The organism is Vibrio mediterranei (assembly GCF_900088415.1).
In the GTDB taxonomy this organism is placed as follows: Bacteria; Pseudomonadota; Gammaproteobacteria; order Enterobacterales; family Vibrionaceae; genus Vibrio; species Vibrio mediterranei.
Map to the genome: position 1 here is coordinate 63,423 of NZ_FLLQ01000010.1, position 22,295 is coordinate 85,717.

General features: G+C 44.1%; 21 protein-coding genes, 1 other RNA gene and 1 riboswitch. Of the genes, 13 read left to right on the plus strand and 9 right to left on the minus strand.

The window, feature by feature from the left end; all coding sequences use genetic code 11:
* Positions 1-5: 5 nt before the first annotated feature.
* Entirely contained in the window at positions 6-668 is a 663-nt protein-coding gene (ribB, locus tag VME0621_RS22185; RefSeq protein ID WP_062460707.1) for a 3,4-dihydroxy-2-butanone-4-phosphate synthase, read from the minus strand.
* Between the two features lie 196 nt (positions 669-864).
* Positions 865-1,012: riboswitch (FMN riboswitch) on the minus strand.
* 233 nt (positions 1,013-1,245) lie between these two features.
* On the opposite strand from ribB, the gene VME0621_RS22190 reads away from it, so the two are divergent.
* A complete protein-coding gene (locus VME0621_RS22190; RefSeq protein ID WP_051868158.1) occupies positions 1,246-1,764 on the plus strand; it encodes a GNAT family N-acetyltransferase in 519 nt (172 codons plus the stop codon).
* On the opposite strand, the gene VME0621_RS22195 is transcribed toward VME0621_RS22190, so the two are convergent.
* Positions 1,761-2,366, minus strand: coding sequence for a DedA family protein (locus VME0621_RS22195; RefSeq protein ID WP_231892992.1), 606 nt, complete (start codon positions 2,364-2,366; stop codon positions 1,761-1,763). The two genes, VME0621_RS22190 and VME0621_RS22195, sit on opposite strands and share 4 nt — an antisense overlap.
* Before the next feature lie 180 nt (positions 2,367-2,546).
* Between VME0621_RS22195 and VME0621_RS22200 the strand changes: the two genes are divergently transcribed.
* Positions 2,547-3,608: a threonine aldolase family protein gene (locus VME0621_RS22200; protein WP_062460709.1), complete on the plus strand. Its 1,062-nt coding sequence runs from the start codon at positions 2,547-2,549 to the stop codon at positions 3,606-3,608.
* A gap of 159 nt (positions 3,609-3,767) precedes the next feature.
* Here the strand turns inward: VME0621_RS22200 and VME0621_RS22205 are convergent, their stop codons facing one another.
* From VME0621_RS22205 to smpB, 3 genes are all read right to left on the minus strand, one after another.
* Positions 3,768-5,810, minus strand: coding sequence for an FUSC family protein (locus VME0621_RS22205; protein ID WP_062460712.1), 2,043 nt, complete (start codon positions 5,808-5,810; stop codon positions 3,768-3,770).
* Between the two features lie 194 nt (positions 5,811-6,004).
* Positions 6,005-6,371, minus strand: a transfer-messenger RNA (tmRNA) gene (gene ssrA, locus VME0621_RS22210).
* A 67-nt stretch (positions 6,372-6,438) separates the two neighbouring features.
* Positions 6,439-6,924 (minus strand): SsrA-binding protein SmpB, encoded by a 486-nt coding sequence (gene smpB / locus VME0621_RS22215; RefSeq protein WP_006072527.1) that lies wholly within the window; start codon positions 6,922-6,924, stop codon positions 6,439-6,441.
* Between the two features lie 175 nt (positions 6,925-7,099).
* Here smpB and VME0621_RS22220 point away from each other — a divergent pair, with 175 nt between their 5' ends.
* Both VME0621_RS22220 and VME0621_RS22225 read left to right on the plus strand, forming a co-directional pair.
* On the plus strand, positions 7,100-7,540 hold the full coding sequence (locus tag VME0621_RS22220) for an SRPBCC family protein (protein WP_006072526.1): 441 nt from the start codon (positions 7,100-7,102) through the stop codon (positions 7,538-7,540).
* Positions 7,530-7,895, plus strand: a complete 366-nt coding sequence (locus tag VME0621_RS22225; protein WP_062460714.1) for an RnfH family protein — start codon at positions 7,530-7,532, stop codon at positions 7,893-7,895. Before VME0621_RS22220 ends, VME0621_RS22225 begins: the two co-directional genes overlap by 11 nt.
* 58 nt (positions 7,896-7,953) lie before the next feature.
* Here the strand turns inward: VME0621_RS22225 and bamE are convergent, their stop codons facing one another.
* From bamE to nadK, 3 genes are all read right to left on the minus strand, one after another.
* Positions 7,954-8,313, minus strand: coding sequence for an outer membrane protein assembly factor BamE (gene bamE, locus VME0621_RS22230; RefSeq protein ID WP_006072521.1), 360 nt, complete (start codon positions 8,311-8,313; stop codon positions 7,954-7,956).
* 170 nt (positions 8,314-8,483) lie between these two features.
* The gene (gene recN / locus VME0621_RS22235) at positions 8,484-10,148 is read right to left on the minus strand and encodes a DNA repair protein RecN (protein ID WP_006072519.1); all 1,665 of its coding nucleotides are present in this window, start codon (positions 10,146-10,148) and stop codon (positions 8,484-8,486) included.
* A gap of 184 nt (positions 10,149-10,332) precedes the next feature.
* Complete coding sequence (nadK, locus tag VME0621_RS22240) at positions 10,333-11,217, minus strand: NAD(+) kinase (protein ID WP_006072517.1); 885 nt, start codon at positions 11,215-11,217, stop codon at positions 10,333-10,335.
* 154 nt (positions 11,218-11,371) lie between these two features.
* Here nadK and grpE point away from each other — a divergent pair, with 154 nt between their 5' ends.
* The 4 genes from grpE (at position 11,372) to dnaJ (ending at position 17,168) form a co-directional block, all read left to right on the plus strand.
* The gene (gene grpE, locus VME0621_RS22245; RefSeq protein WP_006072516.1) at positions 11,372-11,980 is read left to right on the plus strand and encodes a nucleotide exchange factor GrpE; all 609 of its coding nucleotides are present in this window, start codon (positions 11,372-11,374) and stop codon (positions 11,978-11,980) included.
* Positions 11,981-12,254: 274 nt separating this feature from the next.
* Positions 12,255-13,529: a dicarboxylate/amino acid:cation symporter gene (locus VME0621_RS22250; RefSeq protein ID WP_038227932.1), complete on the plus strand. Its 1,275-nt coding sequence runs from the start codon at positions 12,255-12,257 to the stop codon at positions 13,527-13,529.
* 280 nt (positions 13,530-13,809) lie between these two features.
* Positions 13,810-15,723 (plus strand): molecular chaperone DnaK, encoded by a 1,914-nt coding sequence (gene dnaK, locus VME0621_RS22255; RefSeq protein WP_062460717.1) that lies wholly within the window; start codon positions 13,810-13,812, stop codon positions 15,721-15,723.
* Between the two features lie 305 nt (positions 15,724-16,028).
* Positions 16,029-17,168: a molecular chaperone DnaJ gene (gene dnaJ, locus VME0621_RS22260; protein ID WP_038227929.1), complete on the plus strand. Its 1,140-nt coding sequence runs from the start codon at positions 16,029-16,031 to the stop codon at positions 17,166-17,168.
* A 46-nt stretch (positions 17,169-17,214) separates the two neighbouring features.
* Here the strand turns inward: dnaJ and VME0621_RS22265 are convergent, their stop codons facing one another.
* A complete protein-coding gene (locus tag VME0621_RS22265) occupies positions 17,215-17,637 on the minus strand; it encodes a type IV pilin protein (protein WP_062460719.1) in 423 nt (140 codons plus the stop codon).
* Between the two features lie 99 nt (positions 17,638-17,736).
* Here VME0621_RS22265 and VME0621_RS22270 point away from each other — a divergent pair, with 99 nt between their 5' ends.
* The 5 genes from VME0621_RS22270 (at position 17,737) to VME0621_RS22290 (ending at position 22,281) form a co-directional block, all read left to right on the plus strand.
* On the plus strand, positions 17,737-18,273 hold the full coding sequence (locus VME0621_RS22270) for a GspH/FimT family pseudopilin (protein ID WP_256200721.1): 537 nt from the start codon (positions 17,737-17,739) through the stop codon (positions 18,271-18,273).
* Entirely contained in the window at positions 18,270-18,899 is a 630-nt protein-coding gene (locus VME0621_RS22275) for a PilW family protein (protein ID WP_062460725.1), read from the plus strand. The genes VME0621_RS22270 and VME0621_RS22275 overlap by 4 nt, the downstream gene beginning before the upstream one ends.
* Positions 18,896-20,149 (plus strand): hypothetical protein, encoded by a 1,254-nt coding sequence (locus tag VME0621_RS22280; protein WP_062460729.1) that lies wholly within the window; start codon positions 18,896-18,898, stop codon positions 20,147-20,149. The genes VME0621_RS22275 and VME0621_RS22280 overlap by 4 nt, the downstream gene beginning before the upstream one ends.
* Positions 20,139-20,552, plus strand: a complete 414-nt coding sequence (locus VME0621_RS22285; protein WP_006072506.1) for a type IV pilus modification PilV family protein — start codon at positions 20,139-20,141, stop codon at positions 20,550-20,552. Before VME0621_RS22280 ends, VME0621_RS22285 begins: the two co-directional genes overlap by 11 nt.
* Positions 20,553-20,907: 355 nt before the next feature.
* Entirely contained in the window at positions 20,908-22,281 is a 1,374-nt protein-coding gene (locus VME0621_RS22290; RefSeq protein WP_065311741.1) for an AbgT family transporter, read from the plus strand.
* The last annotated feature ends 14 nt before the right edge of the window (positions 22,282-22,295 follow it).

Here is a 22,295-nt window from a genome sequence, read left to right on the forward strand (position 1 = left end):
GGGGCTTAAGCTGACTGCTCTGCCGTTGCTAGGCGATATTGAACCATATCTTCAATCGTCAGCACTGGCATGTTATGAAGCTTACCAAATGCAACGATTTCTGGAGCTTTCGCCATTGTTCCGTCTGGGTTAGTGACTTCACAAAGTACACCAAATGGTGATAGGCCAGCCATTTGCATCAGGTCAATGGTTCCTTCAGTGTGACCACGACGAGTTAGTACTCCACCTTGCTTCGCACGTAGCGGGAAAACGTGCCCTGGACGAGCAAGATCTTCTGGTCGAGCACCAGTTTGACATGCTGTCTTGATAGTTGTGACACGATCAGCGGCAGAAACGCCAGTTGTCACTCCCACTTTTGCTTCGATAGAGACGGTAAATGCAGTTTGGTTAGCGCTGTTGTTGTTCTCAACCATAGGCGGTAAGTCAAGTTGCTTGGCTTGTTCATCAGTAATACACAGGCAAACAATACCACTGCACTCACGAATCATAAGCGCCATTTGCTGGTTAGTTAAGTGCTCAACGGAATAGATGATATCGCCTTCGTTTTCACGATCTTCGTCATCGAGTAGCAATACACCGCGACCTTCTCGAAGGGCTTGTAATGCGATTTCAACGCGCTCTAGTGGGTTGCCAAATTCAGATAGCAATGAAGTTTGGTTCTGATTCATGGTAATACTCCTAAATAAAAATACCAGAATCAGGGCATAGGTATGGGGACCCTGTATGAAAATACACAGATCCAAAAGATAGATGAACGACACCCGCATCGCCGTAAAGCAAGGAGGTATCATTCTATATTCACAACGTGCGCAACAATACGCACAGCAAACTCTAGTGAGTACTCACTACAGTATCTGTAAATATCATTATCCTCTCCCATCCGGACTTTAACCGTCGGCTCTGGATTCTCACCAGATCTGCTGACCTTAACTCCATAAAGTTAAGCGCTCGCGGGCTTATCAAACATTGATTTACCGCCGGTGGGGAATTTCGCCCCGCCCTGAGAATAAAAGTTAATGTCTTAACGACTTGTAAATGGTAGCGATTTTTTTACAGCTTGAAAAGCAGCAAGGGTCGCATTAATTACAATTACGACTCCAAATATCACCGCTTGTTCTACACTGAACCTTTCCGGTAGCCAAATAGCTACCTTCGTCACTCTATTGAGTTGATGAGTGTGATAAACATCCAGCCTTGCCAAAATTAGGCGGCAGATATGTGTGCCCGATTTAAAAAGAGAACAAAATGCAATTAACGCTAGAAACAGAACGACTTATTTTACGTGACTTTCAACTGGGTGATATCGAGGCATGGCTCACCATAACGTCTCATCCCAAGTATCAAACCTTCTATCCAAAAGAAGAGTGCTCGCCGGAGTTTAATGCGCATTTACTGGAAATGTTTGTCGAGCAATCAGAGCAGCTTCCACGCACCAAATTCCAGCTTGTGATTGAAGGAAAAGAGAGCCATCAAGTTATTGGCACTGTTGGCTTTCGCTTAGAAGCTGATAATCAAGCATCTATTGGCTTCGGTTTAGCGGTTGATAGGCAAGGACGAGGCATCGCGGTCGAAGCCATGTCTGCTTTAATTGAGTTTGGTATTGGTCAATTTGCTCCGACAACCATATTTGCTGAAACTAAAGCAGGGAATAAGGCTGCCATTGCCGTTTGTCGCCGTTTAGGACTCAAACCGTCCATAGCAGAAGCCAGTCCAATCGATGATATGGATATATTACGACTAGAGTTAGCGGTGACAGTAGACTAACTTGTGCGTCGCTTTCTCGTCATAAGCGCGACGATGAGAGCGACAAATAAGCCGGCTGACACCAACCAAACGATCGCTCGGTGTTGATGATAAAACTGCTGGAATAACTGTAGGTGGTCAAAAGCAAAATGAGTGAGTAAACCAAATACAGTAACCCAAATCGTGGTCGCAAGAGCGTTCCCTAATAAGAATTCATTGCGCGGCATTTTTGCTACGCCACACGCCAGTGGCATAAACTGCTTCATTCCTTCAACGAAACGGCTGATGACTAAGCATGCAGGACCATAGCGTTTTATCATCGATTGAAGCTTTTGCATTTTAGGGCCTGATACATAACCCTTCTTATCCAGCCACCCCTCAAAATAGTAGCCAATCATATAGCCACAAGTATTACCCAAAAAGCAGCTTAACCAGGATATTGAGAGGACCAAGCTTAGATTCATAACCTGTTGTGAAGAGAGTATTGAAGCTGCAATCATCAAAGATTGTCCTGGCATGGGAATACCAATACCTTCTAAAAAGATACTGACAATAAGAGCGAAGTAGCCGTACTGCTCAAGTAACGGTTTCATTGCGAGCAAAAGGTCGTTGATATGTTGCAAATGCAGTATCCAAATAATGAAGATCTATTGATAAATACTCCTGTTATTGCAGTTCGTCAATCAAAGCTCCGGTAAAACCTACACTTCATTACTGAGTAATCGATTAACAATCTTCTCTTTACTAAACAACTGACAGGTGACATGGTTGACGAACTTTGTAGTAAGAGAAAGGAAGATAAGATGCAGGATAAGTGTCAAGTTGTATTACCCGGAAATCGGGCGATTACACCCGCAGAGATGTTTTCGCAAATGGCGGCCTGGTGTGAGCAAAATGGTGTAAAGCACGACAAATATGGTGAGGGGGAATTGATACAATCCTTTGAGCGCCAAGTTGCAGAACTCCTGGGATTTGAAGCCGGACTATTTGTAATTACTGGCACCATGACACAACCCACTGCGCTGCAAATTGCCTGTGAACAGCGAGGCAGTAACAATGTGGCAATGCATCCTTCCTGCCATATCTATATACATGAAAACCAAGGCTATCAGTTACAAAATCGTTTTAATGCATTGCCCGTTGGCAAACCTTATGAGCCTTGGAATGTGTCATCGCTTTTGCAAATTCCAGACACGCTTGGGGCAGCTGTTTATGAGTTACCAATGCGAGAAATTGGTGGGCAGTTACCTAGCTTTGGTGAACTAGAGGCGATTAAAAACCACTGTCAAACCAACAACATTCACTTACACATGGATGGAGCTCGGCTTTGGGAGTGTGCCGCGTACTACCAGAAATCTTATCAAGAGATCGCTAATGGCTTTGATTCAGTTTATGTCTCTCTTTATAAAGGTATCGGAGGATTAGGTGGGGCGATGTTGCTTGGTGATAAAACCTTCATTGATAAAGCGAGTGTTTGGATGCACAGGCAAGGTGGTAGTGTTTATCAGCGTTCTCCTTATGTTGTTGCGGCGGCGATGCAATTTGAATCACGCATTCAAGCACTTCCAGCCTTATTCGAGCGCACACTTGCGCTCTACCAAATGTTAGCAGATTACCCCTCTCTCACTCCGAATCCAGAAGCTCCGCAAGCTAATATGCTACATATCCATTTGCCAATTAGTCAGAAGAAAGCCATTGCCCTTCGCGATACCTTAGCGCAGCAGCACAGTGTTTGGATTGGCAATCCCCAACAAGGGCTACTCGCACAGCAGAGCTATATTGAGTGGTATGTTGGTGACACATTGCTGCAGATGCCAGACGATGAGTTGAAAGGGTATCTCGAGCTCATTGAGCAAGGTTGCTAGTAGTACGAGTAAAAACTGCAACTTTTTGACCACCAGTAAGCTTTTGGGCTATAGGTGGTCAAAAGCAAATAACCGACATTAAGAATAAGCAGTTTACTGAAACTGGAAGAGCGATAACTAGCGTAGTTGTCGCTCTTTTTTGTTATATCTCACGTGAGGTTAGCTATTAAGGTTGCGCCTGACTAAATCGTGCATCTGTTTAATGGTCATTAATGCTAACCATATGATCTCTTCTACCGAGCGTTGACCTGATGTAGAGCTGAGTGCCTTGTCTGCGGTTTTATTACTCAAAGCAGGTAGTTCGTGAACTTGTTGGTCGCGCAGACTAAATATTAAGGCATCCATTGCGCTGTTGATTAAATACTCTACCTGCTTGGAACCTTGATACGAGATGCCAGCTCGTACCAAAGGCAAAAGCAAACAGAGGTAATGATTGAGCAGTCGGTAATGGCTTAGCATATCGTCATAATAATGTGGGTCACTGCGAGTGTGGCGTGGTTCTTGTTGCATCTCACTATATACCAACTCAAGGTCACTCTCGGCAGTAAGCATTGCGGCTCTTTGCTTAGTGAGATCTATGTGGCTTCTTTGAGCCGGCTCCGCTTGCAGTTGAGTGTAGCAATACACAAAAAGGCTTTTTGAGCTGTCCAATGCCTTTAGTGCTTGAGAGTGAATTTCTTTACCGCGCCACTGTGGCCATAAAGCGCTGTAGCCTAACAACACTATCGCACCACCAATAAGATTATCGATCAAACGTGGTGCTGCAAAGTTAAGCCCTTGATGAGCCATAGCATGGTAAACCAGAATTAATAAAGCGGTGATACATCCAATAGCAAGCGAATAACGGCGCATGATATTAAGCATAGCGACGGGCAGTAATACAATTATCAATGTGTATATAGCTGTGGGCGGCACTCCAATTTTAATGACAGTTGTTGCAAACAAGACGCCCAAGGCGGTGCCTAAGCAGCGCTGCCATGTCTTACTGCGTGTGGCTAAGAAGCTAGGTTGGATCACCATTAACATGGAAATAAGCACCCAATCAGGACGAATCAATTCGAAATACTCAGCAATGCCTGCGCCAAGGGCAAACATCAGCCCGACACGAGCGACGTGTCGCCAAATTGGATTGTCTTTACTTGGCCAGCGCAAGGAAAGCTCGAAGGGCTGTACTTCAAAAGAGCGTTCGTAGGCGGGTTCGTTTAACTCAATGCGATGAGAGATGTGTTTAATCGCATAGGCCCAGTAGCGGAAACGCGGTTGATCTTCAAGCTTTACCGCTTCGATGAGATCGTGAGCCTCTTGCTCGAGTGAACTTAAATGGGCAGCCTTCTCATGAGAGTTGTACAGCAACTGTCTCGCTTTGTGTCTGAGCCTTTGCTGACAGTGTTGGCTCCATACCAATAGTAGGTCACGTTTCGACTTACTGGATTGGAACTGTGATAACAGATCTGGGTTATTAGTGTGGCTGCTCAGAATAACTTCAAAAGTATCCAGAGCGAGAAATAACGCCTGTCTAAGATCGTTAACGTCCTCATGTTTTGAGCGAAATGACTCAGATTGAAGGGCTTGTTGAAAAAGCTCAATAAGCTGGTATTTGATAAGACGCTTAGGAGCTTCACTTTCATTCCCTAACAAAAAAGCTTGTCGATATTGAATGTAGTCTGCCAATTTCTCGTAGATCGCCGAAAGGCAAACTCGCAACGCATAATGTTTCCATAAGGCAAACCATAGCCAGCTGAAGAGCGCAAAAGTGAGCGGTCCAAGCACTAACATTGGATACAAAAGGGTGCCGGAGTGTGAATGATAAAGCGACAAAGTCACCACGGCGATAAGCAAACTCGACATACCCAGTCGCCCCCAGAATGGTCCATTAACGGCAAAACTTGCCATTACGGCACCAATAGCACCGTAAGTAAACCACAAGGGTAACTCGCTCAAAAGCAATACGTAGCTAGCAACGAGAGTAAGACTCCACGTCATTGCAGTAATAGCAAACCGAGTCCAACGTCTAGGCCCCGCAGTGTCTAATCCGCTGATCAATGCTGCGGGCATTGTCATCAAAGCGGTCATCGCAATATTAACCTGATGGAATAACACACCTAAGCCAATAAAAATCACAATGGCGCTGGTGGCTCGTAGCCCTAAGTTGATGGATGGTGAGTACCAAACCTTACGTAAAATGGCAGGAGAAATGGTCATAAACCCTCGACACTTATTGTTATCCATTCAGTGTAACTCGAATTGTTACAGTTGTTTCGGTATCAACTACAGATTACTAAATTGTCGAGCTGAGAAGGCTAATTTGACCGCAAAGTGAATTGGCTTCGTCTGGGGAAGGTCATAAGAAACAAAAAGGGCGATAACTCTAAGAGTTATCGCCCTTTCCAAACGTTTGGTGGAGCTGGCGGGAGTTGAACCCGCGTCCAGAAACCATTCATCATTGGTACTACATGCTTAGTCGATCTTTAATTTCACCACCAACCTGCGAACCGACACGCTAGTTAATGGCTAACCTGAATTATAATTCGCCGTTCATCTCTCAGGTGGGAAAATCCGGGCTAGCGCGTTTGGGTTTGATCTCTCGTTATTCCCCGTCTTACGTGCGGAAGCTAGGGCGAGAGAGCTCTGAGCAGGTTATTAAGCTGCTAGTGCGTAGTTTTCGTCGTTTGCGACTATTTTTTTGCGGCTTTTTACGTGGCCAACCGCCCCACGGCATGCACCTCAGACTGCAAAATTCCTGTCGAATCCTAAATCAGCCCCAAAGTGTTCCTTGCATAGTACCAGAAAAGCTTACGCTGTCTAGCTTTGCAAGTTTAAGTGGTCACTATTAACGCAAATTACTCTTCATAATTCGTGCTTTATCGCGAGCCCAATCTTTTTCTTTAAGATCAGCACGTTTGTCGTGAAGCTTTTTACCTTTCGCAACACCGACTTTGAGCTTCGCCCAAGAGCGAGACCAATAAAGTGCAGTCGCTACTAATGTCATACCATCACGGTTAACCAAACCAATAAGTTTGTCTAGTTCACGACGGTGCATCAGTAGTTTACGAACGCGAGTCGGTTCAGCCACGATGTGTGTAGATGCTTGGTTAAGCGGAATGATAGACATGCCACTGATGTACGCCTGACCATCACGGATATAGACGTAACTTTCTGCGATATTAGCTTTGCCTTGGCGAAGTGATTTTACTTCCCATCCTTGCAGCTCAATTCCAGATTCAATTTCGTCTTCGATGTGATATTCGTGGCGAACTTTTTTGTTCTGAGCGATGGTATTGCTACCCGCTTTTTTCTTTGAATTCTTCTTTACCATAATGGAGTCATTATAAGGTCTGTTTTTGGATTAAGGAAAGGCTTTTATGTGCTTGATTGATAAATTAGCAACAAGGCTGTGTGCTTGATTATGACGAAACGTAAGGTCGAGTAACTTGAGCTAACTCAAGGTAAACAGTAGAATCGGAGGCAGCCTTTTATTTTGAGGAAATTTTATGCAACAAGTGACGCGTTCAGCATTGGTGATGTTTAGTGCTGATCAAATGTTTAACTTGGTCAATGATGTTGACAGTTACCATGAGTTTTTGCCTGGTTGTTCTGGCTCTCGAGTTTTGGAGTTATCGAACTCAGGTATGGTGGCGTCGGTCGATGTATCAAAGGCCGGGATCAGTAAAACCTTTACGACAGCGAATACCTTGGTGCATGGCAGCGAAATTTTCATGGAATTGGTCGATGGTCCATTTAAGATGTTGAAAGGCGTTTGGTCCTTTATTCCTCTTGATGATCAGGCTTGTAAAGTGGAGCTGAAGCTAGAGTTTGAATTTTCGAGCAAAATGATTGAATTGGCGTTTGGTAAGATTTTCCACGATGTGACCAGTAATATGGTCAATGCATTTACCAAGCGTGCAAAAGAGGTGTACACCTATGAGTGCTGATAGTCAGCTTATCCATGTCGAAGTGGTGTATGCACTACCTCACGAGCAGCGCGTGTTTCAACTGGTTGTAAATCACGAGTCAACGGTCGAAGAGATCATTCAAAAGTCAGGCGTTTTAGCGGTTTATCCTGAAATTGATCTTGAAAACAATAAAGTGGGTGTGTTTAGTCGTAATGTTAAGCTGGACGCGACAGTACGAGATAAAGACCGTATTGAAATCTATCGTGCGTTGCTAGCTGATCCGAAAGAAATTCGACGTAAGAGAGCAGAGCAGGCCAAAATGGCTGGAACCGCTGACCCAGTTACTGGTGGAAAACCTGCTGCGCAGAGAAAGTCTGAATCTATATCCAGTTAGTGGTGACGTTTAAAAGACTCAAATAGAAAAGCTCGCTAAATGCGAGCTTTTTTGATGTCTAGTTTAGGCTTTCGTAGAACTGGTCACTGGCTTCATAATCGCCAGAGATACTGGTGAGAGTGCCTGTTGCATCGAAGTTGGCAACTAGATTACGTTGCACTGGATCATCGTGACCTTTCGTTGCATGGTAAATGTAATACCAAGTATTTGGGTAGCCATTTTCAATCAGCATAGGTGAGCCAAGTACGAAACGAACTTGTTCTTTTGTCATGCCGAAACGTAGCTGTTCAACAGCCGTTTGCTCAACAAAGTTACCTTGGTTGATATCGATACGATAAACGATTTTTTCGATCACTGAACATCCTGTCAGCATCGTGAGCGCGAGTGGTAATGCGATCAACCACTTTTTTAATTGCATAGCTTTAATTTACGACTTTGATTTCTGAGACTGCAAAGATAATAAACAAGGATGAAGCAGAAGTAAAAACTTGTCTGTCTTAGATTGTAACTAGAGACGCTATTTTATGAGTTAGCTTACAATCCTTGTTTAAAAAAACAATCCGATGGAACTATCGTGAAGTCCCGCAATCACGCCGCAATTAATAGCTCTTTCGCATTGGCCAGTGTGCTATCGGTAATCTGGCTACCGCCCAGTAACCGCGCTAATTCACTGATGCGTTGTTGTTCGTTTAGCGTCAACATACTGGTCTCAGTTTTGTTGGCTTTGGTAGTTTTCGTAACAAATAGCTGTTGATGGCCATGGCCCGCAACTTGAGGTAAGTGGGTAACGCACAGTACCTGAGTTGATTCTCCGAGCTTACGTAACATTTTGCCTACGACTGCTGCTGTTGGACCACTGATACCCACATCTACTTCGTCAAAGATGAGGCTAGGTGTGTCAACTTTTTGTGCGGTAATGACTTGAATCGCGAGTGAGATTCGAGATAGCTCACCACCAGAGGCTACTTTTGCGATTGGTTGCATTGGTTGACCTGGGTTGGTGGAAACAACGAATACCACGTTATCCATACCTGTTGGTGAAGGATGCTCTTGCTGGAAATCAACGGTAATGGCGAATTTGGCCTTCTCCATGCTCAATTCATGCATGCTTTGTGAGATCAATTTGTTGAGCTCTTTCGCGTAGCGTCCACGAGATTTGCTTAGTTTTTCACATGAGCGGACGTAAGCGTCGAAATGTGCAGAGACTTCTTCCTCCATTGCAGCTAACTTTTCATCGGAGCAGTCCAGTGCTTCAATTTGCCCCAGAAGATCTTGATGATGTTGGTACAGCTCTTCGGGCATCACATGGTGTTTTCGAGCCAGAGACATAATCTTTGAAAAGCGTTCTTCTACATAGGCCATACGTTCAGGGTCAACATCAATCTTATCAAGGTAACTGCGCAGCTCGGTATTGGCCTCCTCTAACTGAATCATGGCTTCTTCAATCATATTGGGTAGGGCAGTCAATTCGGTGTCTAACTCGGCAAGTTGAACCAGTTTACTGCTCACAGTTTGAAGCATACCTAATGCATTGACTTCTTCACCTTCATAGATGATATCAATAGCTTGCTGACAGGTGATTGCCAGCTCTCCGCTATTGGATAGACGTTTATGTTCTTGTTCTAATTCGGGAAACTCTTGTTCGCCAATCGCTAGCTCATTAAGTTCTTTTATTTGGTACTCTAAAAGTTGAAGCTGAGCGAGGTTGTTAGCACTGTTTTCTTTTAGTTGGGATAGTGCAATATCGGCACTGCGCCATGCTTGGTATTTATTACGAACTTGTTGCAGTAGATTGGTGTGACCCGCGTATTGATCAAGCAGTGACAATTGGTAATCGCTTTTCATCAACTGGTGATGAGCGTGCTGACCATGGATGTTGATTAGAAGCTGCCCTAGAGATTTTAATTGCGATAACGGAACAGGGCTGCCGTTGATGAAGGCACGCGAACGACCTTCTTTGGTAATGGTGCGTCTTAAAATACATTCAGTGCCATCAAACAAGTCATTATCTTCCAACCAACGTGTTGCTTGTTGGTTGTTTTCGATAACAAAAGCCGCGGTGACTTCGGTTTTATCTTCACCAGCGCGAACGGCTCCTGCTTCCGCTCTGCCACCTAAGCAAAGTCCTAGTGCATCAATCGCAATCGATTTACCTGCGCCAGTTTCACCGGTGATGGTTGTCATACCTGTACTGAGTTCTAACTGCAGAGATTTTACAATGGCAAAATTATTAACACTTAGATGAGACAGCATTTTTAGTTACCTGTTTAAATGAACACTACTGTATGTAAATTCAGTATATACTGTTTCTTTATACAGTAAAGTTGTACAGGTGTTTTTTTATGTGATTGAACGCACTGTTGTTGAATTTATCGTCAACGTTAACACTAGGTACGAAAACCCCAGCGTTATGTGCTGGGGTTCATCAATATGATTTTTAAAACAATTTGCTTGACCAGCCAAGCTTGTTTCTTAGGACGTGGTAATAGCTATAGTCTTTAGGGTGAATCAGTTTCAGGCGATTCGGGCTTTGGTAAATATGAATCTCGTCACCTGGTGAGACAGGTAAGGAGATTTGCCCGTCACAACTGACTTCTTGAGTGCCTCGGTTATCGGGGGATACAATCAGCTTAATGCGACAGTTTGCATCGACAACCAAAGGGCGACTAGAGAGAGTGTGAGGAAACATCGGCACCAGCGAAATCGCATTTAGGTTTGCGGACAGAATAGGGCCACCTCCTGAAAGCGAATAGGCTGTTGAACCCGTTGGTGTAGAAACGATTAGCCCATCAGAACGTTGGCTAAATGCAAAGGTATCATCTATGTATACCTCAAACTCGATCATATGTGCGACTTGTCCAGGGTGGAGGACTGCTTCGTTGAGAGCGGCATTATGACTCTTTATCTGGCCATGACGATGAATTTCGGCTTCAAGAAGAAAGCGCTCTTCTTCACGAAATTCCCCTTGAAGTACGGCCTCAAGAGAGGTTTCAAACCCTTCTGGATTTAAATCGGTCAAAAACCCTAAGCTACCTCTATTGACGCCAATAACCGCAACATCGAAGCGCGAGAGAACTCGTGCTGCTCCGAGCATGTTACCGTCACCTCCAACCACAATGGCGAGATCAGCTTCACGTCCAATACGGACTAGGCTAAAAAAGTGTTGTCGTGGGATATCGACGAGAATGTCGATAAGCCGGTCGTCCACCAATACTTTGTAGCCTTTAGAGGTGAGCCAGTGAAACAGTTCTTTATGGGTCTGAACGGCTTTCTGTGCTCTTGGTTTGCCTATGATGGCGATCACCTCAAAGGGTTTTTTCATATCACTTCCAAACTAATAGTGCTTGAATCACAAATCTTCATCCCCATAATATACCCAAAGTATGTATATATGCAGTGTTTGGTATGATTTTGATCCAAGTTTTATGGGCAAGTCATATTCTACATTGCCTTGAATTGAGTATTCCGGAGAAACCATGAGCAACGAAGAAAATAAGGTAAACCAAGAAGAGCTGCACACGCAAGAAGCGGAAGCGAAGCAAGCTGACGCTGATGTAGTTGGTTCTGACGCTGATGTTGAGTGGAACGAAGAATCCGAGCAAGATATTCAAGAATCGAAAATTGCTCAACTAGAAGCAGCTTTGCTAGCGAGTGAATCGAAAGTAAAAGAGCAGCAAGATGCTGTGCTTCGTGCAAAAGCAGACGTTGAGAACATGCGTCGCCGCACAGAACAAGAGATCGATAAAGCACGTAAATATGCACTGAATAAGTTTGCTGAAGAGTTGCTTCCGGTAATTGATAACCTTGAGCGCGCTATCGCTGCTGCTGACACAGAGAATGAAGCGGTAAAACCGATTGTTGAAGGCGTAGAGCTAACTCACAAAACGTTCGTTGATGTGGTAGCTAAATTTGGCTTGAAAGAAATTAACCCTGAAGGTGAAGCGTTCAATCCAGAGCTGCACCAAGCGATGTCTATTCAGGAAAGTGCTGATCATGAACCTAATACCGTAATGTTTGTTATGCAAAAGGGTTACGAGCTAAATGGTCGCGTGATCAGACCAGCTATGGTCATGGTGTCTAAATAACAAGCAAACAGTTAGGGATTGACACTAGAGGTTTATCCCGCTTGTTTTTGATTTATAGAGAAATGAAGCCTTATGGGCTTCATTTTTTTTAGTTATTTATTCTAATAACCTTTGAAAAAATAGGTGATAGTATTTTAGATTTTGGATAACAAAATGTAAAATTAATGCTTTATTTTGAGCTTCAGATCTGTAAGATGCCCTGAGCTTTCTACTAATAAGAAAGTAAATAACTATAAAAATACAGGGACTAAACACAACATTCTGGAGTTTATGAATGAATAAATCACTATCCCAAAAGATCTTTATAGGTCTATTTGCTGGCCTGCTAATTGGTACAGCGATTCAATACTTATTCGCAGGTGTCAGCATTTTTGACCAATACCTACTTGGTTTTGCTGAAGGTGTGGGCGGCATGTTCGTCTCGCTTATCAAACTGCTTGTTGTTCCACTCGTATACGTTTCTATTGTCTGCGGTATCGTAGAACTTAAAGACATCAACTCTTTTGGCCGTCTAGGCGGTAAAACTTTTGCGCTTTATATTCTTAATACTGTAGTCGCTATCACTTTTGCGTTAACAATCGGTATGATCGTTCAGCCGGGGGCGGGTGCAAACCTTGGTGGTACAGTAGCTCAAGCCGTTGAGATTACGTCAACCACAACCCCTGATATCTTCTCAATGATCACTAATATCGTTCCAAGCAATCCAATTCAGGCGTTTGCAAATGGCGATATGCTGCAAATCATCTTTATGGCAATTTTGACAGGTCTTGCCATCCAAGCATTGGATAAGAAGGGCGGTCCTGCTGTGAATGCGTTCAAAGTAGCGAACGACATCATGATGAAGCTCATTGGTCTAGTCATGAGTCTTGCTCCTTATGGTGTGTTTGCTCTTATGATTCAACTAGGTGCAACTCTAGATGCTGGTACGCTAGCTTCAGTGGCAGGTTATGTGGCACTGGTTGTTGGTATCCTTGTGCTTTGGATTTTTGTTGTGTATCCATTAATGGTGGGCGCAACAACCAAGATGACTCCTTCACAGTTTATTCGTGCGACTCGTGAGCAGGTACTGTTCTCACTATCAACAGCAAGTTCGAACGCTACGATTCCAGTAACGATGCGTACTTTGACTGACAAAATTGGTGTGTCTAAATCGGTAGCTGGTTTTGGTGTTCCACTAGGTGCAACGATGAACATGGCAGGGGCGTCTATTTATATTGCTATCGCAACTATTTTTATCGCTAATGCGTTTGGTCAGCCAATTCAAATGAGCGACCTATTTACACTAGGTTTCACAGTTCTACTACTTTCTATTGGTGCTGGTGGTGTTCCTGGTGGCGGCGTTGTCATGATCGGCGTTATCCTGCACCAACTAGGTTTGCCACCAGAAGGTCTGGCTATTGTTGCTGCAGTTGACCGTATTAATGATATGTTCTGTACAAGTTCTAACGTTGTTGGTGATACTGCCGTCAATACGATTGTAGCGGGTAGCGAAAATGAGCTTGATGTTGAACAAGGTTCGGAAGCTCAACTTACTGAAAGCCGTGCTTAATCACGTTATTTAACGATTTGCAAAGCGGAGCCTTAAAAGCTCCGCTTTTTTTATTGATAGTCATGCTTTCAAGAGGTTAGTTGCCCCTTTTATAGACAGTTTTTAATTTCTTCGGCAAAAAACTTAATTTTTTTTACCTTCCTCCCTTGAAAAGCATTTTGCAGCCCTTATTTAAGGTTCATACATAAAACAAACCTATTGCGAGCGGGTGTATTGCCGGCTCAACGCTCCATACCGGAGCTTGCAAACGAAACAATAGAATTTATTCGGAGATAGCCTGATGGGTAAAATCATTGGTATTGACTTAGGTACTACTAACTCTTGTGTTGCTGTTCTAGACGGCGACAAACCACGCGTAATCGAAAATGCTGAAGGTGAGCGTACAACCGCATCGGTTATCGCTTACACAGACGGCGAAACGCTAGTAGGTCAACCTGCGAAACGTCAAGCAGTTACAAACCCAGAGAACACGCTATTTGCAATTAAGCGTCTTATCGGTCGTCGTTTTGAAGACGAAGAAGTTCAGCGCGATATCGAAATCATGCCTTACAAAATCGTTAAGGCTGACAACGGTGATGCATGGGTAGAAGCGAAAGGCCAACAAATGGCTGCTCCTCAAGTATCTGCTGAAGTACTTAAGAAGATGAAGAAAACTGCTGAAGACTTCCTAGGTGAGGAAGTAACTGGTGCAGTTATCACAGTTCCTGCTTACTTTAACGATGCACAGCGTCAAGCAACTAAAGATGCTGGTCGTATCGCAGGTCTAGAAGTTAAACGTATCATCAACGAACCAACAGCAGCAGCACTTGCTTACGGTCTAGACAAGAAAGGCGGTGACCGCACTATCGCAGTTTACGACCTTGGTGGTGGTACATTCGATATTTCTATCATCGAGATTGACGAAGTTGAAGGCGAGAAGACATTTGAAGTTCTAGCAACTAACGGTGACACGCACCTTGGTGGTGAAGACTTCGATAACCGCATGATCAACTACCTAGTTGAAGAGTTCAAGAAAGAGCAAGGCATCGATCTTAAGAACGACCCTCTAGCAATGCAGCGTGTTAAAGAAGCAGCAGAAAAAGCGAAAATCGAGCTTTCTTCTACTTCTCAAACTGACGTAAACCTACCTTACGTTACTGCGGATGCAACTGGTCCTAAGCACATGAACGTAAAAGTGACTCGTGCGAAACTAGAATCTCTAGTTGAAGACCTAGTACAACGTTCTCTTGAGCCACTAAAAGTTGCTCTAGCTGATGCAGACCTATCAGTAAGCGACATCAACGACGTAATCCTAGTTGGTGGTCAAACTCGTATGCCTATGGTTCAAGCGAAAGTGGCTGAGTTCTTCGGTAAAGAAGCTCGCCGTGACGTGAACCCAGATGAAGCAGTAGCAATGGGTGCTGCAGTTCAAGGTGGTGTACTAGCTGGTGATGTGAAAGACGTACTTCTACTAGACGTTACTCCTCTGTCTCTAGGTATCGAGACTATGGGCGGCGTAATGACTAAGCTAGTTGAGAAGAACACCACTATCCCAACGAAAGCGAACCAAGTTTTCTCTACAGCAGAAGACAACCAGAACGCGGTAACTATCCACGTTCTTCAAGGTGAGCGTAAGCAAGCGATGTACAACAAGTCTCTAGGTCAATTTAACCTAGAAGGCATTCAAGCTGCACCTCGTGGTATGCCTCAAATCGAAGTAACTTTCGACCTAGATGCGGACGGTATCCTACATGTATCTGCGAAAGACAAGTCGACTGGTAAAGAGCAGAAGATCACTATCCAAGCGTCTGGTGGTCTGAGCGATGAAGACATCGAGAAAATGGTTCAAGAAGCAGAAGCTAACAAAGAAGCGGACAAGAAGTTCGAAGAGCTAGCAGCTGCACGTAACCAAGCAGACCAAATGATTCACGGTACTCGTAAGCAAGTAGAAGAAGCTGGTGAAGCGCTACCTGCAGAAGAGAAAGAGAAGATCGAAGCAGCAATCACTGAGCTAGAAGAAGCTCGTAAAGGTGAGGACAAAGAAGCGATTGACGCGAAAGTTCAAGCGCTAATGGCAGCGGCTCAGAAGCTAATGGAAATCGCACAACAGCAAGCTCAAGCACAAGGTGCGGGCACTGAAGCTGGCGAACAGCCTAAGCAAGACGACGATGTTGTTGATGCTGAGTTCGAAGAAGTAAAAGACGAGAAAAAATAATTTCTCGTCGCTATAAAGCCCAATCTCGGCGTCGGAAATGCTCATTTGCACTTTCTCTATGAAGACTAAGCAAATTGCGCGTTTCCTCCTTGAGCTTGAACTTTATAGCTTAGAGAATTCAGTGAACTGGATTCTCGAAAAGTGATTTGTGCGGGCGTTTGGGGTAACCTTTACGCCCGCAAATTTGTAAACAGTGAGTTTACGAGAGTCATGTCGCTCTAGATAAGGACACCAATCTTTATCTAGAACGATACAATCCCCAAACAGCGTCGGGCTGTTTGTCGAAGTAATTGGTAACAAGCAATATGTCAAAACGTGATTTTTACGAAGTATTAGGCGTTGATCGTGACGCATCAGAGCGCGACATCAAGAAGGCGTATAAGCGTCTTGCGATGAAGTATCACCCAGATAGAAACCAAGGTGATGAAACCGCTGCTGAGAAATTTAAAGAAGTAAAAGAAGCGTACGAAATTCTTACCGAACCGCAAAAGAAAGCGGCTTACGATCAGTATGGTCATGCAGCCTTTGAACAGGGTGGTATGGGCGGTGGCGGCTTTGGTGGCGCCGGTGCTGATTTCGGTGATATCTTCGGTGATGTATTCGGTGATATCTTTGGCGGCGGTCGCCGTGGTGGTGGCAGTCGTGCACAACGTGGTGCTGATCTACGTTACAACATGGAGCTGTCACTGGAGGAAGCTGTTCGCGGTATTTCTAAAGAGATTGAAGTTCCAACGCTCGTTGAGTGTGAGACTTGTGATGGTAGCGGTGCGAAGAAAGGCTCTTCGCCACAAACTTGTGGTACCTGTCATGGACACGGTCAAGTTCAAATGCGTCAAGGCTTCTTTGCGGTTCAGCAAACCTGTCCTACTTGTCATGGCCAAGGTAAGATCATCAAAGACCCTTGTAATAGCTGTCATGGCCAAGGTCGTATTCAGAAGACTAAGACACTTAATGTTAAGATTCCAGCTGGCGTAGATACCGGCGATCGCATTCGTCTATCTGGCGAAGGTGAAGCGGGAGAGCATGGCGCACCAGCAGGTGATTTGTACGTTCAAGTGCACGTGAAAGAGCATCATATCTTTGAACGTGAAGGCAACAACCTATACTGTGAAGTACCTGTGAGCTTTGCTCAAGCGGCATTAGGCGGCGAAGTGGAAGTACCTACCCTTGATGGTCGTGTAAGCCTTAAAGTACCAGAAGAAACCCAAACAGGACGCATGTTCCGTATGCGCGGTAAAGGCGTGAAAGGCGTTCGCGGCGGCGGTGTGGGTGACCTTATCGTGAAGCTTGTAGTTGAAACACCAGTTAAGCTAAGTTCCCGTCAAAAAGAGCTACTACGTGAATTTGAAGAGTCATGCGGTGGTGATGCTGCTAATAAGCATAAGCCTAAATCAGAAGGTTTCTTCAATGGCGTTAAAAAGTTCTTTGATGATCTAACAAGTTAAGATTATTCAAACTATTGCTAAAGCTCGCGACCAGTCGCGAGCTTTTTTATTGCCCCCAACACGCTGCAGGGGTGGTCACACCTAAGGCGTTTAATGTCATCGACTTATCATCATCCAGACAGCTATCTTTCGTTTGTTGTTGTGATGATTGAGCCGTTGCCTTAATGATGTAGGCAACGGTGCGGCCAGCAGTTATTTCAAACCGATATCGCGTCGTTTGTGAGTCACAGATCGAACAAGTGCCGGCAGAAACGATTTGTTCGAAATGATAGCCGTTGTCATAGCGGCGTTCTAGTTCGTGTTGAATAGCGAGCATATCGCTCAGCGCTACCATACGATGACTCTTCCTAACTTGTTGCAGGTAACTTGGGTAAGCAATACCTGTGATTACTGCAAGTATGGCTAAAGTAATAGCAACCTCGACCAAAGTTAAACCACGTTGAAGTCTGTTACTTTTATTGCATTTCATTTTTCTCCCTAGCCCTAAATAACTCATTTCATTTACTTTAATAGTTTTCGTGGCTGCTAGATTTAACGCAAGTCTTAGTCGTCATTTGTAGGTGGTTTCATTCTTTTTTGGGAAAGATCTCGCGGCTTCTCACTCCTTGAGTTGGTTATTGCAATAGCGGTTCTTGGTGCTCTGCTTTCTGCTGTAGCTCCTACCTTTCAAGACGCTTCTAAGAAACTCAAAGTAACGCGAGCCGCTAATGAGCTATATGCTCTGTTAATGCAAACAAAGGCCGAGTCAATTGCACAGAACACGCCGCTATGGGTTCATTTTTCGGGGTTCTCAGAGCATCTAGAAACTGAGCACTGGAGTGTTGAAGTGACGAATCGTGTTGATATTAATGATCCCGATGCCAGGTTGTTAAGGCAAATAAAAGGCGAGGTGTTTAAAGGCATTGGGTTGTCACTCAATCATTCTAACCATCGGATTAAGTTTGATAACTTGACGGGAATGGCCCTGTCTAATGGCACTATCAAATTACAGCCCTACAGTGATGAGGAGTCTTATATCAATATTCGGACTCACAGTGTTTCTGGTCGAGTGATTGTATGTGATGTTGGCGAGATCCAGTTTGGCTTTGGAGCCTGTCCTAAATGAGAAGTGCCCCTAATCTCGTACGTGGAGTCATGTTGATAGAGCTTGTCATTGCAATGGCTCTGAGTACGTTAGTGCTATCGGCACTTGTTACCTTCTATATGTCTATCCAACGTCATGTTATCGAGCGCTCGCAGTTACTTATTCTTCAGCAAGCGCTGTCAACAACAGCACGGCGAGTTCAAAATGACCTTATACGCTCTGGTGCAGCTGGCTTTAATAATGCGACGCTGAATCCTCAAGGTTCAACACAGACTGTATACATATCCAACAATGGCATGTCGGTTCAATATGCTTATTGGGACGACAGAGACCCTAATGTGACCAAACCAATTGAAAATGTAGTGTGGCAATTTGATGCTGATAACCAAAAACTGAAGATTTGCCGTTCAGTTTCAAGTTTGGCATCGGGGGCAAGAGACATTAGTTTTTCCTTCGTCTCGGGATGTACATCCGTATTCGAACCAAACTTGGTGGCGATTTCACGCTTTGAGCTAATCAGCGATGAAGTGGGCTCTTCGAGTAGCACCAATCAGTACCTTAAATTGGAGATGGAAGGACACTTAAGAGCAAAACCTTCTGTCACCGCATCCATTTATCGAGACTTCATGGTGAGGAATGGCCAATGAGAGTCAAACATCAGTTAGGAGCGATCACTTTAATGATGACTTCAATATTGCTGAGTTTGGCTTTGATGTTGTTTATTGGTATGTATAAGACGACATTTTACGAGATCAAGCGTGCACAAAACGAAATTACCTCTCGAAAGTCTTTCTGGCTCGCTGAAGGTGGTGTGGAATGCGCGATTGCTCAGTATTTCCCTTCGCAGAAAATCCCTGCAAGCATTCAGGTTTGCGATGACACATTATCAGTGACAACAAAATTGTGGTCAGACAGTATAACTGGTGATGTGGTGGCTTCAGCGACATCAGGAAACCAGACTATCAGCCGGCGTTTTGCTTTAGCAACTTCCAAATTAAAGTCAGGGGCAATACAAACTTCTGCGAGCATTAAAATCAAATCGTCCTTGGTGATCAATACGCCGGATCCTGGTATGGAAGAGGATGAAGGCTGGGAATGTGCGGCATTTCGCTTCAAAGGTCATCTTTCAGTAAAAGGTTCATTAATTAATCGCGGATTGAGTGATGGTCCAGTGCCTAGTGAAGAGTTTATGAGTCATAAGAAGTGTTTGCAGGAGCACTTAACTACTGTCGTCGGTGATTGCAGCTCTTCTTCAGATCCCAAATGTTTTGCTAACGATTTTGTTCAAGATGACCAGCTTAGCGTATTTGAAGATTTTTTCGGTGTTCCTCGTCATCAACATGATGCGGTGAGAACTAACGGAGTGTTTAGAGAGATAAACCTAGAAACTCAAACGGCAGAAGGCCTTTGGGAACGGAAAAACTGTGGAGAAGAGATACTCCAGCAGCTCCGACAGAATAACTTACATCTTTGGATAAATGGCTCATGTGTCATATCGGATGATTACTTAGCAGATATTAAAGTGCTATCGGAAGCGAGTGAAGGCATTACGTTACTAGTTCATGAAGGTATATTTGCGATGCAAGGCGCAGCAAGCATTAAAGGTGTTTTGTTTCATTTCAATCAAGACTTTGAACCTTCAATTGAGCAATGGCAACAGTTAGGAATAAGCGACAGTATTACGACACACTTTCCTGAAGATCAATCACTTGCGGCTTATTACCAAGACGGCAGTTTTATGATTACTGGAGGCGCATTTTTTGATTACTCCAATGTAGAACATCTTGCATTATTCCGAGATTCCTTAAGCTTTCAATACAATCATGATGTCATCACTCATTCTAGTTCTTCATCCTCCAGTTACCTATGGAAGAAGGGGGCGTGGCGTGATTTTTAAACAGAGTGGCATCAGCATCATTGAAGTGTTAGTCGCATTGTGCCTTTTTGGAATTAGTGCGTTAGGTCTGGCGAAAATGCAAGTCGACATGGAGCAGCGCTCAGATTTTGCTTATCGAAGTACTCAAGCGCTAGCATTAGCGGAATCAAAGCTAGAGTGGTTTCGAACTCGCGGGGCTGACTCCTCAGTTTCCAATCGAGTTGTTGCAGATTATATGACGGATATTGTTGACGGACAGGACCACTCACATCCAGTGTTTGATGTTAAGTGGACTGTCTCGAAAGTAGCTCTGAATGGAAGCATCAAGACGGTTGAGGTTGAAGTATTTTGGGTTGATCGATTGGGAGTGAAACGCAATGTTGCTCTGGTTACTCAGATTTCCCGCTTTAGTGAGTTTGACTAATTCTCTTGCCTCTATCGTGTCATTTTTCCATTAAGTAAATGAACTGAGAGTCATAGCCAAGGTTTGCGTTATTGTCGCAAGCATTAGGCGCTTAGATGATGGTGAAAATATAAGCTATGTTTATATAATCGGGTCTTTTGCGTGCTAGTTAGATAATTGTTTTGCATTTGTGCATTAACATGTTGGTTAAATGTTATGTTAGTCGGTGTTTTTTGCAAAATAAGTCTACAAATATGGAAAAAGTTCCAAATTATCTACTCTTTTCATCTTTTTTAAATAAAATGGTCACGCAAATATAATCTTCTCGCCTCGCGCGATGAGACCAACAAATAACAACATCACACACGGAGTTACCATGAGTAACCAATCGATTAATCAAGCGCCAGCTCCAAAGCCGAGTGGAATGGATCGCTTTTTAAACTTTATTGAGAAAGCAGGTAACAAGATCCCAGATCCTGCTATCCTTTTCTTCTGGGCACTGGTTATTGTTTGGGTTGCGTCAGCACTTTTATCTAACGTCAGTTTTGATCTGATTAACCCACGTACAGGTACTGCACTAGAAGTTAATAACCTACTTACTGGTGAAGCACTGGCTAGCTTTTTAGCTAATATGGTGACAACCTTCACTGGCTTTGCGCCGTTAGGTATCGTTCTTGTTGCGATGCTAGGTGTTGGTGTTGCTGACTCTTCAGGCTTTATTACTACAGGCCTTAAGAAGATGCTTAACTTCACACCAGCTAAGCTACTAACACCAATGCTAATTCTTGTTGCGATTGTATCGCACACAGCAGCAGATGCAGGTTATGTACTGGTTATCCCTCTAGGTGGTATCATCTTCCACGCAGCTGGCCGTCACCCATTAGCGGGTATTGCAGCAGCATTTGCTGGTGTATCTGGTGGTTTCTCTGCGAACTTTATCCCTTCAGGTATCGACCCACTACTTGCTGGTTTCACGCAGACATCTGCTCAAGTTCTTGATCCTGAGTACATCGTTAACCCTCTAGCAAACATCTTCTTCACTGGTCTATCTTCAGTGATTATTGTTGCTATCGGTTGGTATGTTACAGAGAAAATCATCGAACCGCGTCTTGCGAACACACCTGTAGATGAAGATGCAGAAGAAGCACCGGACCTAGGTACATTTACTGAGACTGAATCTAAAGCGTTCCGCGCTGCTGGTTGGTCAATGGTTGCTGGTATCGCGCTATTAATCGCAGCGATCATCCCTGAGACATCGGCATTGCGTTCACCTGAAGGTGAGATCACTGCGTTCTCTGCACCATTAATGAAGTCGATTGTTCCTCTAATCTTCATTCTATTCATCATCCCTGGTTACGTATATGGCCGTGTTTCTGGCACATTCAAGAACAGCAATGATGTAATCAAAGCGATGTCTGACACAATGGCGACAATGGGCGCATACATTGTAATGTCATTCTTCTGTGCACAGTTCCTAGCGGCGTTTGGTCAATCAAACATTGGTACTATGCTGGCGCTTTACGGTGCAGAAGGTCTGAAAGCGATGAACCTTCCTGGTGAAGCGACGATTGTTGGTATGATTCTGCTAACAGCGTGTGTAAACCTACTTGTTGGTTCTGCATCTGCGAAATGGGCACTGATTGGCCCTATCCTTGTTCCAATGCTAATTGGTTGGACAATCTTCTTGCTAGCTTACTGGGCACTAGGTATCCCTCTAGGTATCCAAGCGCCATACACTTATACAATGTAAGTTGATAGACAGTT